We start from the raw sequence: 14887 nt of genomic DNA, 5'->3' as shown, positions 1-14887 counted from the left end.
TCACGCCAGACTATCGACGCTTATCACGAGACCCCCATGTCAGATTCCCCCCTTCTTGCTCCTGCCCTGGCCTGGTCCGGCCACTTGCGGCGGCGCCTGAGCGCGCAGCCCGCCTGGGTCGACGGGCTGGCCGATGGCGCGCAGCACCCCCTCACCAGCGAGACACTGACCACCTGGTTCAACGAACTGTGCGCGCGCCGCAACGTGGCGCCGGCCGGCCCGCTGCCCGTGGCCGATTGCCGGGCGGTGCTGCGGCAACTGCGCGAACGCGTGTTCTGCACCATCATGGTCCGCGACCTGGGGGGCCTGGCGCCGCTGGAAGAAGTGGTGACGGCAATGACGCGGCTGGCGGACCTGGCCATTACGCAGGCCTACCGCAGCGTGGCCGCCGAACTGGCCGAGGTGCACGGCATTCCGCGCGAGGCGGCCAGCGGCCTGCCGCAGGAAATGCTGATCGTCGGCATGGGCAAGCTGGGCGGCGAAGAATTGAATGTGTCGTCCGACATCGACCTGGTCATGCTGTATGGCGACGAAGGCGATACCGACGGCCGCCGGCCCATTTCGCACCATGAGTTCTATGGCCGGCTGACACGGCGGATGATGCCGGTGATTTCCGAAATCGACGCCGACGGCCACGTGTTCCGGACCGATCTGCGCTTGCGGCCCGATGGCGATTCGGGCCCGCTGGCCTGGAGCCTGGACGCCTTTGAAAACTACCTGGTGTCGCAGGGCCGCGAGTGGGAACGGTATGCCTGGCTCAAGGCGCGGCGGATCGAGGTGTCGGCGTTCGAAGGCAGCGATGTGTCGTCGCAGGCGGCGCAACTGGAAGCCCTGCGCCGGCCGTTCGTGTACCGCAAGTATTTCGACTTTGACGCGCTGGCGGCCCTGCGCGGCCTGCGCGAACGGATCCGCGAAGACTGGAACCGGCGCGCGTTCAAGGGATCGGGGGCGGACACCACGCAGGCCGACAACATCAAGCTGGGGGAAGGCGGCATCCGCGAAATCGAATTCGTGGTGCAGCTGTCGCAGCTGGTGCGCGGCGGGCGACAGCCGTCCTTGCAGACACGCGGACTGCTCGCCGCCCTGAAGGTGGAAACCGACACGGGCCTGGTGTCGGCCAGCGATTCCGAACGCCTGGAAGCCGCTTACCGCTTCTTGCGGCGGACCGAACACGCCCTGCAGTACCGCGAAGACCAGCAGACGCATCTGCTGCCGCACGAGTCCGAACGCCGCGCCGACCTGGCGCGGGCGCTGGGCTTCGACAAGCTGGACGCCTTCGAGACGGAACTGGCCGGCCACCGGCAGTTCGTGGAACAGACCTTCCGGGACGTGTTCGGGCGGCAGGGGGTGGGCGCATGCGCCGACGCCAACGGCAATTTCCCGCCCGACAACGACGGCGTGCCGCTGCTGGCGTGCGATCCCACTGCCGCCGATTCCGATCCCGAAACCGTGCTGGCCATGCATCTGCACCAGCACCTGCCCGCGCTGGAAGCGGAACTGCTGCCGCGCGGATTGGCCATGCTCAATGGCAGCCGGATCCGCACCTTGTCGGACGCCAGCCGCCGCCGGCTGTCCGCCCTGCTTCCGGCCGTGATCCAGGCCGCGGCGCTGACCAAGGCGCCGGGCCCGGCCTTGCTGCGCATGTTCGACCTGATCGAAAACATCGCGCAGCGCAGCGCCTATATGGCCTTGCTGACGGAGTTTCCGGACACCTTGGCCCGCGTCGCACGGATCATGGCGGCCAGCGAATGGGCGGCGCAGTATCTGATCCGCCACCCCATCCTGCTGGACGAACTGCTGGATTGGCGCACCCTGCTGGCCCCGCCGAACTTCGACCAGATCGCCCAGACCCTGAGCGACGACCTGGACCGCTGCGTGATCGAAGGCACGCCGCCCATGCCGGACATCGAACGGCAGATGAACATCATGCGCGACGTGCAGCGACAGTGGGGCTTTCACCTGCTGGCGCAGGATCTGGAAGGCAAGTTGACGGTGGAACGCCTGGGCGACTTCCTGTCGCTGCTGGCCGATCTGCTGCTGCGCGAAACCCTGAAGCGCGTCTGGCCGCAGGTGTCGCGTGACGGCGGCGCGTCCCCTGCCCGCTTTGCCGTGATCGCCTACGGCAAGCATGGCGGCAAGGAATTGGGCTATGCGTCGGACCTGGATCTGGTCTTCCTGTTCGAAGACAGCCGCGAGGATGCCGGCGAGGTCTATGCCCGCTTCGGTCAGCGCATTCTGTCGTGGCTGGGGTCGCTGACCGCGTCGGGCCGCCTGTATGAAATCGACCTGCGGCTGCGCCCCGATGGCCAGGCCGGACTGATGGTGATTTCCACCGAGGCCTTCGAGCGCTACCAGAAGGAGCACGCATGGCCATGGGAACACCAGGCCATCACACGGGCCCGCTTTGCGGTAGGCGACCCGCATGTGGGCGCTCGCTTCGAGGAGATCCGCCGGCAGGTCATGCTGATGCCGCGCGATCCCGACAAGCTGGCGCACGACGTGATCGACATGCGCAAGAAGATGAACGAAGGTCACGTGAACCGCACACCCCTGTTCGACCTGAAGCACGATCCGGGCGGCATGGTCGACGTCGAATTCGTGACGCAGTACCTGGTGCTGCGGTATTCGATCGACCACCCGCGCCTGCTCGAAAACCTGGGCAACATCACCTTGCTGCGGCTGGCGGCCGAGGCGGGCCTGCTGCCGCAACCCCTGGCCATGCGGGCGGGCGACGCCTACCGCACGTTGCGGAGCGAACAGCACGCGCTGCGGCTGCAGGGCATGGACAAGGCGCGCGTGCCGCAGGACACGCTGACGGCGGAACGCGCGGCGGTGATCGAGTTGTGGGAGACGGTAATGGGGCCGCGGCAGGCAGCGACGCCGTGACGAGTTGACGCGGCCAGGCTAGCCCAGCATCGCCCGCAGCGCCCATAACGCCAGCATGCCGGCCACGATCATGGCGACCGTGCTGCGCGTCATCACCATGGCGACCACGCCGACCGCGGCCGCGATCACCTTGATGTCGAACATGGGCCCCGTCACGGGCGACCACGGCAGAAGCTCCGGCACGATGATGGCGACCAGGGCGGCGGCGGGCGCATACCGCAAGGCGCGGCGCACCGCGTCGGGCAGTGGCAGCCGGTCGCCCAGCAGCATGAAGCTGGCGCGGGTCGCGGCCGTGCACAGGCCCAGCGCGATGATCGCCAGCCATACATACAAGGTGTCGTTGATCGGCGGGAAGATCGACGGGGTCATGATGCCGCCCCGGTGTGGGCGGCGCCGCGCGCTTCGGCCCGCTCCACCAGCATGCCGGCCGTAACGCCCGCGATCACCGCGGCGACCAGCCCCAGGCGCAGCGGCAACGGCTGACCCGCCCACCCCACTACCGCAGCCGCCACGATGGCCGCGAGCACCGGCCGGCCCTTGGCCATGGGGACCACGATCGACATCAACGCCAGCACGGCCGCGAATTCCAGCGACCAGGCCGCCGGAATCAAGGCCCCCACCACCACGCCCACGATCGACGATACCTGCCAGACCAGCCAGTTGCCGGCCGCCACGCCCCAGAAGAACCCGGTCTGCTCCGCCGTTCCCTTGACGGGCGCGTCGCTGTAGCGGGGCATGAACAGGACAAAGCCGATGTCGCTGGAAAAATAGCCCATGACCAGCCGCTTCCATGCGCCGTAACGGCGAAAGAAGGGGTGGAAGGCCGCCGAAAAGATCACGAAGCGCAGGTTGACCACAAACGAGGCCAGGAAGATCAGCCAGATCGGCGCGCCGGCCAGGATCAGCGGCAGCGACGTCAGCTGCGCCGATCCGGCATACACCACCAGCGTCATGCCCAGCGCCAGCGACTGCGTCAGCCCGACCTTGACCATGGCCACCCCGGTCACCAGGCCCCACACGCCGATCGCCAGCGACGCCGGCGCCAGCGCGCGCACGCCGTCCATGAACGCGGCACGCTGTACCTGGCGGATCTCGTCGGGTGTGCGCGCGGCGTCGGGATGCGGGGACGCCGCGGCGTGCTGGTGCAGGGAATCGTTCGAAGTGTCTCTGCCGGCAGCGGGCGATGCGCTGCCGTTCTTGTGCAAATCTGGGGAAGGCATGATGGGTGCAGCGGGGATGGGCGCAGACAATTGTACTAGGCGCGGTATTGGGCGCTGCACCGGGCGCCGGACCGGCCGCTGCCCCTGGCGCTGCACCGGCAATCCCCGGCCGACCTGTCGGCAAAACCACGGTCGCCCTAGCGTCTGTGCCATGAAAAAGCAAATCGCGGCCCAGGTTGCTACAATACTCGGCTAATTTCGGAGATCCAACATGTCGATGGCAGACCGCGACGGCTTCATCTGGTACGACGGCAAGCTCGTACCCTGGCGTGAAGCCAATACCCACGTGCTCACACACTCCCTGCACTATGGGTTGGCGGTATTCGAGGGTGTACGTGCGTACAAGACGGAATCGGGCACCTCGATTTTCCGTGTCAAGGAACATACCGACCGCCTGGTCAACTCTGGCCGCATCTATCAGATGGCCTTGCCTTACAGCAAGGAACAGCTGATCGAAGCCCAGAAGGAAGTGATCCGCGCGAACAAGCTCGAGTCCTGCTATCTGCGTCCGATTGCCTTCTACGGCTCCGAAAAGATGGGTGTCTCGCCCAAGGGCGCGAAGGTCCACGTCGCGATCGCCGCCTGGGAATGGGGCGCCTACCTGGGCGCTGAAGGCCTGGAAAAGGGCATTCGCGTCAAGACGTCGTCGTTCGCCCGTCACCACGTGAACGTGACGATGCCGCGCGCCAAGCTGGCCTCCACGTACGCGAACTCGATCCTGGCCAACATGGAAGCGACCGAAAACGGCTACGACGAAGCCCTGCTGCTGGACACCGACGGCTTCGTGGCCGAAGGCGCTGGCGAAAACGTCTTCATCGTGCGTGACGGCGTGATCTACGAACCGGAAATCGCGTCGGCGCTGTCGGGCATCACCCGCGCGACCGTGTACACGCTGGCCGAAGACCTGGGCCTGAAGATTGTCAGCAAGCGCCTGACGCGCGACGACATCTATATCGCCGACGAAGCGTTCTTCAGCGGTACCGCCGCCGAAATCACACCGATCCGCGAACTGGATAACCGCGTGATCGGCGAAGGCCGCCGCGGTCCTGTCACCGAACGCCTGCAAAGCGCCTTCTTCGAACTGGTCGCGGGCCGCAATCCCAAGTACCAACACTGGCTCACGCAGGTCTGACCAGGAGTCAACCATGTCTGATGTGAATGCGCCCACCGGCGTCATCGAAGTCGATGCCGAGGATCTGCCCATTTCCTGCCCCGGCCCGCATACGCCGCTCTGGAACATGCACCCCAAGGTGTTCCTTGACGTTGCGACCACCGGTGCGGCCATGTGCTCGTACTGTGGCCAGGAATACCGGCTCAAGCCGGGGGCCAAGGTCCACGGCCACTAAGGCGTCACGCCCGGCCTACCGCCCTAGCCCGAACGCAACGGCCAGCCCCGGACTTCCGGGGCTTGTCGTTTCATCGGCGCCCTCCGGCTTGCCGGACGCGCTTCATCTCTACAGGAATCTTTCGTGCAGCAAAACGACCATATCCTGACGCTCGCCTGCCCGGACTCGATCGGGATCGTCTTTCACGTTTCGGAATTCCTGTTCGAACGTGGCTGCAACATCCTGGATTCGCAGCAGTTCGGCGACAAGGATACGGGGCTGTTCTTCCTGCGCGTGCACTTTGAAATGCCCGCCGCGATGACGGCCGCCGATGTCCAGGCGCAGTTCGTCACTGTCGCGACGCGCTTCAGCATGCAGTGGCAGATTCGCGATGCGCAGCGCAAGTCGCGCGTCATGCTGATGGTCAGCAAGCACGGCCACTGCCTGAACGACCTGCTGTTCCGGGTCAAGAGCGGCCAGCTGCCGATCGAAATCCCGGCCATCGTGTCGAACCATCCGGACTTTGCGCTGCTGTCGGCGTCGTACGGCATTCCGTTCTATCACCTGCCCGTCGTCAATGGCGAAAAGGCGCAGCAGGAACGGCAGGTTTTGCAGATCGCCGAACGGGAAAAGGTCGACCTGGTCGTGCTGGCCCGCTACATGCAGATCCTGTCGAGCGAGATGTGCGAGGCGCTGTCGGGCCGCGCGATCAACATCCACCACAGCTTCCTGCCCAGCTTCAAGGGCGCCCGTCCGTACTACCAGGCGCATGAACGCGGCGTGAAGCTGATCGGCGCCACGGCGCACTACGTGACCGCCGACCTGGACGAAGGCCCGATCATCGAGCAGGACATTGCCCGGGTCGATCACAGCATGTCGCCCGAAACGTTGACGGCCGTGGGCCGCGACGTCGAGTGCCTGGTGCTGTCTCGCGCGGTTCGCTGGCATGTCGAGCACCGCATCCTGTTGAACGGTCACAAGACCATCGTGTTCCGCTGATCATGACGCCACGCAAAACCAATCTGTTCGCCACGCCCGACGAAGCCGAGCACGCTTTTTACGAAGCGCTGGAAACGGGCGACCTGGCCCAGCTGATGGAAGTCTGGTCGGATGACGACGAAATCGTCTGCATCCACCCGGGCGGCCAGCGCCTGATCGGCCACGATGCCGTGCAAAGCTCGTGGCAGGAAATCCTGAGCAACGCGCCGGTGCCGATCCGGCCGACGCGCCAGCACGCCATGCAAAGCATGATGAATGCGGTCCATACCGTGGTCGAACAGTTGACCGTTGACACGGAACAGGGCCAGCAGATCGTCAACTGCTATGCAACCAATGTGTTCCACAAGGGCACGTCGGGCTGGCGCCTGGTGCTGCATCATTCGTCGCAGGCCCCGGACGATCTCGGTCCCACCGATCGTCAGGACATGCCCGACCTGCTGCACTGAGCAGCCGATCGCGACGCATGCCCGCGCTCCTGGACACCACACCCTGCCCTAGCCCCCGCTGGTTGCCCGAAGGTCACAGTCAGACGATCTTCGCGGCCCTGTTTGCGCGTCACCATCACGCGTCCTTCGTGCGCGAGCGCGTCGACACGCCCGATGGCGACTTCATCGACCTGGACTGGACCGCGCCGGGCCTGGTCCCGGCCGCCGCCGCCGCGTCGGGCGCCCGCCTGCCCGACCCTTTGCCGCAGCCGACAGACAACGCCCTGGTCCTGTTCCACGGGCTGGAAGGCAGCAGCCAGAGTCCCTACGCACAAGCCATTACGCAGTATTTCCGATCGCGCGGCTGGAGTGTCGTGATCCCGCATTTTCGCGGATGTTCAGGCGAGCCCAACCGCCTGCCCCGCGCCTATCATTCCGGCGATTCGAAAGAGATCGGCTTCATGCTGGACACCGTGCGCAGCCGGCTGCCCGACGCTCGCTGGCATGCCGTCGGGGTGTCGCTAGGGGGCAATGCGCTGCTCAAGCACCTGGGTGAAGTTGGCACCGCGGCCAGCTGGCTGACGGCGGCGGCCGGCATTTCCGCGCCCGTGGACCTGATGGCCGGTGGCAGCACGCTGGGTACCGGTTTCGTGAACCGGCAGGTGTACACGCAGATGTTCCTGCGCACGCTCAAGACCAAGACGCTGCAGAAGTCGCAGATGTTTCCCGGCACGATCGATATCCTGCGGGTCGCCAATGCGCGCGATCTGTACGAGTTCGACGATGCCTATACCGCCCCCGTACATGGCTTTACCGGAGTCACGGATTACTGGACGCGAGCGTCGAGCAAGCCGGTGCTGGGCGGCATTGCCGTGCCGACCCTGGTGCTGAATGCCCGCAACGATCCTTTCCTGCCCGGCCGCTATCTGCCCGGCACGCACGAAGCGTCCAGCCAGGTGCTGTTGCACCAGCCGGCCCAGGGTGGGCATGTCGGCTTTTCCAGCGGCCGCTTTCCTGGCAACCTGAGCTGGTTGCCGCAGCGGATTGCTACGTACTTCCGTACTGGCGCGTAGGTGCGCAGGCGTCGTTTCCGCGCTTTCTTTAGACTGACTTTCGCCGTGCCGGTAATGTGTGCCGACCTTGCTTGCCTGTTGCCGATATCGGCCACACGCGCCGATAACGCGCACCGACTTGTCCCGCCGCCTGCCCTTTTGCGGAGCCCCGCATGAACTCCGATGACCTTGCCTGCTTTGCGCGCGTCGTGGCCTGCGGCAGTTTTTCGCGCGCGGCGGTGGAGCTGGGCAGCGACCAGTCCACGATCAGCCGGCAGATGGCGCGGCTGGAAACCGAAGCGCGCACCCGCCTGTTCCATCGCAGCGGCCGCGGCGTGGAACTGACGGAACCCGGCCGCCTGCTGCTGGCCCACGCGCAGCGCGTGGCCGCCGCGCTGGACGACGCGCAGCGCACCCTGCAAGCCTGCGCCGACGACGGCCCCGCACAGATCGTGATCGCGGCCCAACCCACCATCGCCAACACCACCTTTGCCGCCGTCGGCAAGGCGTTGCTGCGCCAGTTTCCGCGCACGCGCCTGCGTTTTGTTGAAGGCCTGGGCACGCACATGGTGGGCTGGCTGGCGTCGGGCGAAATCGACATCGCGATCCTGTATCTGCCCGCGCATGCCGGCGGGCTGGAAGTGGACCTGTTGCTGCGCGAACAGTTATGTCTGGTCGGGCCGCCCGGTGACCCGGCCATGACGGGCGAATGGCCGCTGCGTGCCCTGGCTGACGTGCCACTGATCCTCCCCGGCACGCCGCATGGCCTGCGTTTGCTGGCTGAATCGCTGGCGAGCCGGCTTGGCATCACGCTGAACGTGGCGCTGGAGTGCGATGCGTCCACCAGCGTGACCAAACGCCTGGTGCAGGAAGGCTGCGGCTACACACTGCTGCCACTGGCGGCGGTGAGCGATGAACTGGCTGCGGGTCGGCTTACGGCGGTGCCGCTGGCGGATCCGGCCCCGCAGCGGGATGTCGCCTTGGCCACGTCCCGCAACCGGCCCCCCGTGGCGGAGCAGTGGGACATCACCCGGATCATTCGGCGCGAAGTGCAGACTATCGTGGCGAATGGCGGCTGGCCTGGGGCGACGTTGATCGCGAACTAGCCGGCGCGTGGCGGTCGGGCGAAACCGCACCTTGCACAAATAGCGCGGCAATCTGGCATCGATATCGGTCAACGGGGCGGTCTGCCCCGAGTCCAGGGGGGGGCGTAACGCCGGTGCCCTGTAGCGCCCTCGACCGACGACTGCGCGATCGCCCACACCTCCGTCAACGCCATGCATCCAGCGCATACCTGATCTGCGTCTGGATCATGGCGGCTGACGCGAACCCTGTCCACAATGGCGGCTGTCGGCGCACTGCGCCTCTACCCTGCTTTGCTGGACGCCCCCTATGACCGCCCCTTCCGCCGAATCCCGTTCCGCCGCTTCCAACGCCACCACCGCCCGTTCCGGCGGCCAACTGCTGGTCGATGCGCTTGCCGTGCAGGGCGTCGACCGCGTGTTCTGCGTGCCTGGGGAAAGCTACCTGGACGTGCTGGACGCGCTGTACGCCCATCCGGACATCGAAACCATCGTCACCAAACACGAAGGCGCGGCCGCCAACATGGCCGAGGCAGACGGCAAGCTGATGGGCCGTCCGGGCATCTGCTTCGTGACCCGCGGTCCCGGCGCCACGCACGCCGCTATCGGCGTCCACATCGCGCAGCAGGACTCCACCCCCATGATCCTGTTCGTGGGTCAGGCACCGCGCGAACACCTGGGCCGCGAAGCCTTCCAGGAAGTCGACTACGCCGCCACCTTCGGGTCGATGGCCAAGTGGGCCGGCCAGATCGAAGACACCGCCCGCATCCCGGAAATGGTGGCCCGCGCCTTCCAGGTCGCCACGTCCGGCCGCCCCGGCCCGGTCGTACTGGCGCTGCCCGAAGACGTGCTGGGCAACAGCGCCACGGTTCCCGACACCCTGCCCTACCAGGTGCTGTCGCCCGCGCCCACCGCCGACCAGGCCGCCGACATTGCCAAGCTGCTGGCCTCCGCCAAGCAACCCCTGGTGATCGTGGGCGGCGCCAACTGGCCCGCGCAGGCCACCGCCGACTTCAAGGCCTTCGTGCAGGCGTGGAACCTGCCGGTGGCCGCATCCTTCCGCCGCCAGGACCTGTTCGACAATCGCGACCCGCACTACGTCGGCCACCTGAGCCTGGGCATGAACCCTGCCCTGGCCGAACGCGTGCAAACCGCCGACGTGATCCTGGCCGTCGGCACGCGCCTGGGTGAGATCAACACCGCCGCGTACACCCTGCTGGAAGTGCCCACACCGAAGCAGCAACTGATCCACATTCATGTCGATGCGGCCGAACTGGGCCGCGTCTACCGTCCGACCCTTGCCGTGCAGGCCGCCCCGGCACCCGCCGCCGCCATGTTGAAGCGTCTGGAAGCGCCTGCAGCGGGGGGCAACGCTGCGGCTCGCTCTGCCGGCAACGCAACGACCAACGCCGCTGCGGATGCTGCTGGCACCGCTGCTGCTGGTGCTGCGAGCACCGACGCTGCGAATGCTGCCAGCGCCGCCACCAACGCTGCTGCCACCTCATCGGCTACGCCAGCATGGGCCGGCTGGACCGAAGCCGCCCGCGCCGCCCACGTCGCCTTCAGCGCAGCCCCTAAACCCGCAGCCGACTACCAGGGCGTGGTCATGGCCGACGTCATGGCCCACCTGAACGCCACCCTGCCCGACGACGCCATCCTGGCCAACGGCGCCGGTAACTACACTGTGTGGGTCCACCGTTTCTTCCAATTCCGCCAGTCCCGCACCAGCCTGGCCCCCGTCTGCGGCGCGATGGGCTACGGCTTTCCCGCCGCCATCGCCGCCAAGCTGCGCTATCCGGAACGCGAAGTAATCGCCTTTGCCGGCGACGGCTGCTTCCTGATGTACCCCCAGGAACTCGCCACCGCGCTGCAATTCGGCGCGAACGTGGTGACGATCGTGGTCAACAACGGCATGTACGGCACGATCCGCATGCACCAGGAAAAACGCTTCCCCGGCCGCATCAGCGCCACCAAGCTGCAGAACCCGGATTTCGTGGCGATGGCAGCCGCGTTCGGCGCCCATGCGGAGTTGGTGGAGAAGACCGAGGACTTTCCGGCGGCATTCGAGCGGGCACGCAAAGCCGGCCGTCCCGCGCTGTTGGAACTGCGGGTGGACCCGAAGCAGATCACGCCAGCGGTTCGGTTGGGGTCGGTGGACTGACGCCGCCTGTTCACGGGTAGGCAGGCTCGGCCTGCATCCTTAGGGACTCGACGGCGAGTGGATCGAGGCTTACGGAGTCCAGGTAACGCCGGAACGACGCCCGGCCTGCCGGACTCAGGGATGCCATGCCCGCCTGATCCGGGCCGAAAAACGCCATCATGACAGTCTGCAGTGATGGGTCGCCGGTGCGTTCCGGATCGGCGCGCTCAGCGCTGATCACCTCATCGATCAGCGCTTCCTGGTCTGCCGTATCCAGATTCGGAAGGAGGGCAAACGCGTGTCGAATGAATGTTCCGGTTGACAGTCCGCCACGGTAAAACGCACGGCGAGCCAGCCGCAGCGCATCGCGGGCCTCCGCAAACTCTGAATACGACCACACGGCGGCCGTTGCGATGAGATCGTCCGGGTCCTCGGCAGCAGACATCAATAGGGCCACGATCCTTGCATTGCGCCGCGTCACGTGGGCGTTGGGCACTTCCATCGACACCCGACCGTCGGGCAGGCCGAATTCCGCGCTGACACTTCTTTCCGCCGCACTCTGCACCGGCGCCGGTGGCACCAGCGCGTAGTCGGGTCGATGAGCATTGCCGATTGCCCTTGCGATGACGGCCTGATTTGCCGGGCTTAGCCACCGCGTCTTGAACACCGCGATCAGCAAGTCGACGCTCAACTGCCCCGGCAAAACGAAGACCGCCAGCGTCATCGCCTCGGATAGCTCATCCCAGATGATCGTGGCCAAGGAGTCCCTTTCCGGCGGTCCGACCATCACGGGCGCGGCGGGTAGGGCTGAGCTGGCTGACAGGCTCAGCGCCATGATGCATGCGACCCAACGTGCTTTGGCAGACCCCACGGATTTTCCCAGATCGGTGTTCCTCAGGCAGGCGCCAGACCGTCATCCGACGCGCAACATTCACTGTATCCAGCGGGCGTCCGCGTTGCACGCTGTCAGATTCATCAGGCAACGCAACATCCCGCAACGTCTGCTACCTGCGCGCCGCCCGCCCGACGTCAGCCGCCTGTAAGCCTTGCGGTAAGCTTGAACGGTTCCCACTCGACGGATTTTTATCATGGATGACGACGTCATCGCCGCGATGGCTCGCTGGCCGAATGTGCCGGCCGTGTGCGGCTGGTTGTCGCTGGACCGGCGGGGCCGGTGGCGGCTGCATCCGCTGGGGGATGCGGACCAGGGCGGGCCGGGGGAGCCGATTTCGAATCCGCAGATCCTGGCGTTCATGGACCGCAATTACGTGCGGGACGTGACGGGGCGCTGGTACTTCCAGAACGGGCCGCAGCGCGTGTTCGTGCGGATCGATGTGGCGCCGCTGGCATTGCGGGCGACGGGCAAGGATGCGCACTTGACGACGCATACCGGGCTGGACGTGACGCAGGTGGCGCAGTGGTACGCCGACGAAGCGGGCCGGCTGTATGCGGCGACGGAGCATGGCCCCGGCGTGGTGGATGACCGGGACATGGCGGCGCTGCTGGCGGCATTTGAACTGGCCGATGGCCGGAGTGTGCTGGATGCGCCGCCGGACTGGCTGGACGCAGCAGACGCGGCCGCGATGCGCAGCGGTGCCCCGCTGGCGATTCACACCGAACCGTATGGCGCAGCGTTTTTGCAGCCGCTGGCCGAGGCGGATCGGGAACAGGTGCTCGGGTTTGTGGCGGTGCCCGCGCTGGACAGCAAGGATGCGGAGCCCAGCATGCTGACCGAGGGGATTAGTGGCCAACCGTCAGGACACGCCGACTGAGCCAAGCGCTGGTCTGGCGCGCACTCGCCGAACATATCCGGCACCCATAAAAAACGCGGCCAAGGCCGCGTTTTTCACATCAGACATCCAGGCGATCAGTCCGCTTCGATGTTGAACTCTTTGACGATCTTGGCGTAGTACGCATGGTCGTCGGCGGTCAGCTTGCCCAGGGCGTCTGGCGAGCTGCTCTTGGCGAAGGCGCCGAACACGCGCATCTTCGACACCACGTCCGGCATCTTCAGGATGTCGGCCATGGCGGCGTTCAGCTGCTGCACGATCGCGTCGGGCGTGCCCTTCGGCGCGTACAGGCCTTGCCATGCGGCCACGTCCACGTCCTTGTAGCCCAGCTCGCGCATGGACGGTGCGTCGGGGGCCAGCGGCGTACGCTCGGCGGCGCCGTTGGCCAGGATGCGGATCTTGCCGGATTGCAGGTGCGGTTCGACCGGACCGTAGGTCATCCAGCTCAGGGCCACGTGTCCACCCAGCAGGTCGTTCACGGCAGGCGCGACGCCCTTGTACGGGATGTGCGCGAGCTTGATGCCGGCGGCGCGGTTGAACACTTCACCCAGGATGTGCATGGGCGAGCCCGAACCGGGCGTGGCGTAGGTGATCGACTTGCCGGCCTGCGCGTCTTTCACGACTTGCGGCACCGACGTGTAGCCGGAACCCTGGCTGGCCACCAGCAGCAGCGGCTGCGTGGCGGTCTGGGTGATCGGCGTGAAGTCGCGGGTCGGGTTGTACGTGGTGGCGGCGTTGCTCTTCACGACCAGGGTCGCCAGCGCGAACGTGTTGGGGGCCAGCAGCAGCGTGTAGCCGTCCGGTTTGGCGCGCGACACGTAGTTGCTGCCGATGATGCCGCTGGCACCACCGCGGTTTTCGATGATGACCGGCTGTCCCAGTTTCTGCGCCAGCTTTTCGCCGAACAGACGGGCCATGGCGTCGGTGTCACCGCCCACGGCATAGGCCACCACGATGGTGACGGGCTGCGTCGGATAGGCTGCGGCGGCAACCGCCGGCAAGGCACTGGTCAGACCCACAGCGCCCAGCACGGCGACGGCACCCAATTTCAGGAAATGGCGTTTGTTCGACACTGCTTTACAGAAGGACATGACGGCTACTGGTAAGTGTTTGTACGTGCGCAGCATAGCAGCAGTTCGCCGCCAAACGCGCCGATCCGGCGCCGGATTGACCGTGAAAACCCGCACACTTGGCAGGATAACGACAGGTGCCGCCGATCCGTTTCATCAAGGGAACAAAATGGCCGCCGAGCGTGCTCAAACTTGAGCAACGGGGTCTCGTAAAACCTGTGACAAGCGCCCGAAACGGTGATTTTTCGGGGAGACAATGCGGCATGCATTCACGAACAGGAGACCCCATGTCCCACCGCACCGAAAAACAGAAAATGCTGGCCGGCGAGCTGTACATCGCGGACTGCCCGGAGCTGGCGGCCGACAATCGCCGCGTGTCGGAATGGATGGCGCGGTACAACGCGTCGATCGCCGTGCCGCCTGCACAGCGGCTGGCGCTGTTGAAGGAAATGTTGGGCGCCGTCGGCAACCACGTGAACATCCGCCCGCCCTTCCACTGCGACTACGGCTACAACATTCGTGTCGGCGACGGCGTGTTCATGAACTTCAATTGCATCATTCTGGATGTGGTCCAGGTGACGATCGGGGACAACACGCAGATCGGACCAGGGGTCCAGATCCTCACCGCCGACCATCCGCGCGATCCGGCGCTGCGTGCGCAGATGCTGGAGTTCGGACGGCCCATCGTGATCGGCAAGAATGTGTGGATCGGCGGCGGCGCGCTCATCATGCCGGGCGTGACGATCGGGGATGACGCGCTGATCGGCGCCGGCAGTGTGGTCACGAAAGACGTGCCTGCAGGCGCGACGGCGATGGGCAATCCGGCACGGATTCGCGGCTGAGGCGTCGAGATGACGCATCGGGACGACTCGCCGGTTGTCGTGGCCTTCCTTCTCTT

14 protein-coding genes are annotated in these 14887 nt (G+C 66.1%); 10 read left to right on the top strand and 4 right to left on the bottom strand.

The genetic code is table 11. The features are described 5' to 3' along the window. Positions 1–36: 36 nt before the first annotated feature. Positions 37–2886, top strand: coding sequence for a bifunctional [glutamate--ammonia ligase]-adenylyl-L-tyrosine phosphorylase/[glutamate--ammonia-ligase] adenylyltransferase (glnE, locus tag HD883_RS22350; RefSeq protein WP_179589176.1), 2850 nt, complete (start codon positions 37–39; stop codon positions 2884–2886). A gap of 18 nt (positions 2887–2904) precedes the next feature. Here glnE and HD883_RS22345 read toward each other — a convergent pair whose 3' ends face one another. Beyond that, entirely contained in the window at positions 2905–3255 is a 351-nt protein-coding gene (locus HD883_RS22345; protein WP_218863559.1) for an AzlD domain-containing protein, read from the bottom strand. Continuing rightward, on the bottom strand, positions 3252–3950 hold the full coding sequence (locus tag HD883_RS22340) for an AzlC family ABC transporter permease (protein ID WP_179589784.1): 699 nt from the start codon (positions 3948–3950) through the stop codon (positions 3252–3254). Before HD883_RS22340 ends, HD883_RS22345 begins: the two co-directional genes overlap by 4 nt. A 367-nt stretch (positions 3951–4317) precedes the next feature. Here HD883_RS22340 and HD883_RS22335 point away from each other — a divergent pair, with 367 nt between their 5' ends. From HD883_RS22335 to HD883_RS27815, 7 genes are all read left to right on the top strand, one after another. After that, positions 4318–5238 (top strand): branched-chain amino acid transaminase, encoded by a 921-nt coding sequence (locus tag HD883_RS22335; RefSeq protein ID WP_179589175.1) that lies wholly within the window; start codon positions 4318–4320, stop codon positions 5236–5238. Positions 5239–5251: 13 nt separating this feature from the next. After that, positions 5252–5452 (top strand): zinc-finger domain-containing protein, encoded by a 201-nt coding sequence (locus HD883_RS22330; protein WP_179589174.1) that lies wholly within the window; start codon positions 5252–5254, stop codon positions 5450–5452. Between the two features lie 123 nt (positions 5453–5575). After that, positions 5576–6430, top strand: a complete 855-nt coding sequence (gene purU, locus HD883_RS22325; RefSeq protein WP_179589173.1) for a formyltetrahydrofolate deformylase — start codon at positions 5576–5578, stop codon at positions 6428–6430. A gap of 23 nt (positions 6431–6453) precedes the next feature. Continuing rightward, entirely contained in the window at positions 6454–6876 is a 423-nt protein-coding gene (locus tag HD883_RS22320) for a YybH family protein (RefSeq protein ID WP_179589782.1), read from the top strand. Positions 6877–6893: 17 nt separating this feature from the next. Further along, positions 6894–7928: a YheT family hydrolase gene (locus HD883_RS22315; protein WP_179589172.1), complete on the top strand. Its 1035-nt coding sequence runs from the start codon at positions 6894–6896 to the stop codon at positions 7926–7928. A gap of 152 nt (positions 7929–8080) precedes the next feature. Beyond that, complete coding sequence (locus HD883_RS22310; RefSeq protein WP_179589171.1) at positions 8081–9013, top strand: LysR family transcriptional regulator; 933 nt, start codon at positions 8081–8083, stop codon at positions 9011–9013. 286 nt (positions 9014–9299) lie between these two features. Beyond that, positions 9300–11150, top strand: coding sequence for a thiamine pyrophosphate-binding protein (locus HD883_RS27815; RefSeq protein WP_257022597.1), 1851 nt, complete (start codon positions 9300–9302; stop codon positions 11148–11150). Between the two features lie 10 nt (positions 11151–11160). Here HD883_RS27815 and HD883_RS22295 read toward each other — a convergent pair whose 3' ends face one another. Further along, a complete protein-coding gene (locus HD883_RS22295; protein WP_179589170.1) occupies positions 11161–11889 on the bottom strand; it encodes a hypothetical protein in 729 nt (242 codons plus the stop codon). Between the two features lie 328 nt (positions 11890–12217). On the opposite strand from HD883_RS22295, the gene HD883_RS22290 reads away from it, so the two are divergent. After that, a complete protein-coding gene (locus HD883_RS22290) occupies positions 12218–12901 on the top strand; it encodes a DUF2946 family protein (RefSeq protein ID WP_179589169.1) in 684 nt (227 codons plus the stop codon). 95 nt (positions 12902–12996) lie between these two features. Here HD883_RS22290 and HD883_RS22285 read toward each other — a convergent pair whose 3' ends face one another. Continuing rightward, positions 12997–14010, bottom strand: coding sequence for a Bug family tripartite tricarboxylate transporter substrate binding protein (locus HD883_RS22285; protein ID WP_179589168.1), 1014 nt, complete (start codon positions 14008–14010; stop codon positions 12997–12999). Positions 14011–14276: 266 nt separating this feature from the next. Between HD883_RS22285 and HD883_RS22280 the strand changes: the two genes are divergently transcribed. Further along, positions 14277–14831, top strand: a complete 555-nt coding sequence (locus HD883_RS22280) for a sugar O-acetyltransferase (protein ID WP_179589167.1) — start codon at positions 14277–14279, stop codon at positions 14829–14831. The last annotated feature ends 56 nt before the right edge of the window (positions 14832–14887 follow it).

Origin of the sequence: Pigmentiphaga litoralis, from assembly GCF_013408655.1 — a bacterium.
GTDB lineage: Bacteria > Pseudomonadota > Gammaproteobacteria > Burkholderiales > Burkholderiaceae_B > Pigmentiphaga > Pigmentiphaga litoralis_A.
The sequence above is the reverse complement of the archived record's forward strand: the minus strand, read 5'-3'. Positions and strand labels throughout refer to the sequence as shown.

Bases quoted from the DNA above. Each gene is read 5' to 3' on its own strand.
- HD883_RS22310 (WP_179589171.1), top strand. From the start codon at position 8,081: ATGAACTCCGATGACCTTGCCTGCTTTGCGCGCGTCGTGGCCTGCGGC.
- HD883_RS22335 (WP_179589175.1), top strand. From the start codon at position 4,318: ATGTCGATGGCAGACCGCGACGGCTTCATCTGGTACGACGGCAAGCTC.
- HD883_RS27815 (WP_257022597.1), top strand. From the start codon at position 9,300: ATGACCGCCCCTTCCGCCGAATCCCGTTCCGCCGCTTCCAACGCCACC.
- HD883_RS22340 (WP_179589784.1), bottom strand. From the start codon at position 3,950: ATGGACGGCGTGCGCGCGCTGGCGCCGGCGTCGCTGGCGATCGGCGTG.
- glnE (WP_179589176.1), top strand. From the start codon at position 37: ATGTCAGATTCCCCCCTTCTTGCTCCTGCCCTGGCCTGGTCCGGCCAC.
- HD883_RS22280 (WP_179589167.1), top strand. From the start codon at position 14,277: ATGTCCCACCGCACCGAAAAACAGAAAATGCTGGCCGGCGAGCTGTAC.
- HD883_RS22345 (WP_218863559.1), bottom strand. From the start codon at position 3,255: ATGACCCCGTCGATCTTCCCGCCGATCAACGACACCTTGTATGTATGG.
- HD883_RS22330 (WP_179589174.1), top strand. From the start codon at position 5,252: ATGTCTGATGTGAATGCGCCCACCGGCGTCATCGAAGTCGATGCCGAG.
- HD883_RS22315 (WP_179589172.1), top strand. From the start codon at position 6,894: ATGCCCGCGCTCCTGGACACCACACCCTGCCCTAGCCCCCGCTGGTTG.
- HD883_RS22290 (WP_179589169.1), top strand. From the start codon at position 12,218: ATGGATGACGACGTCATCGCCGCGATGGCTCGCTGGCCGAATGTGCCG.
- HD883_RS22285 (WP_179589168.1), bottom strand. From the start codon at position 14,010: ATGTCCTTCTGTAAAGCAGTGTCGAACAAACGCCATTTCCTGAAATTG.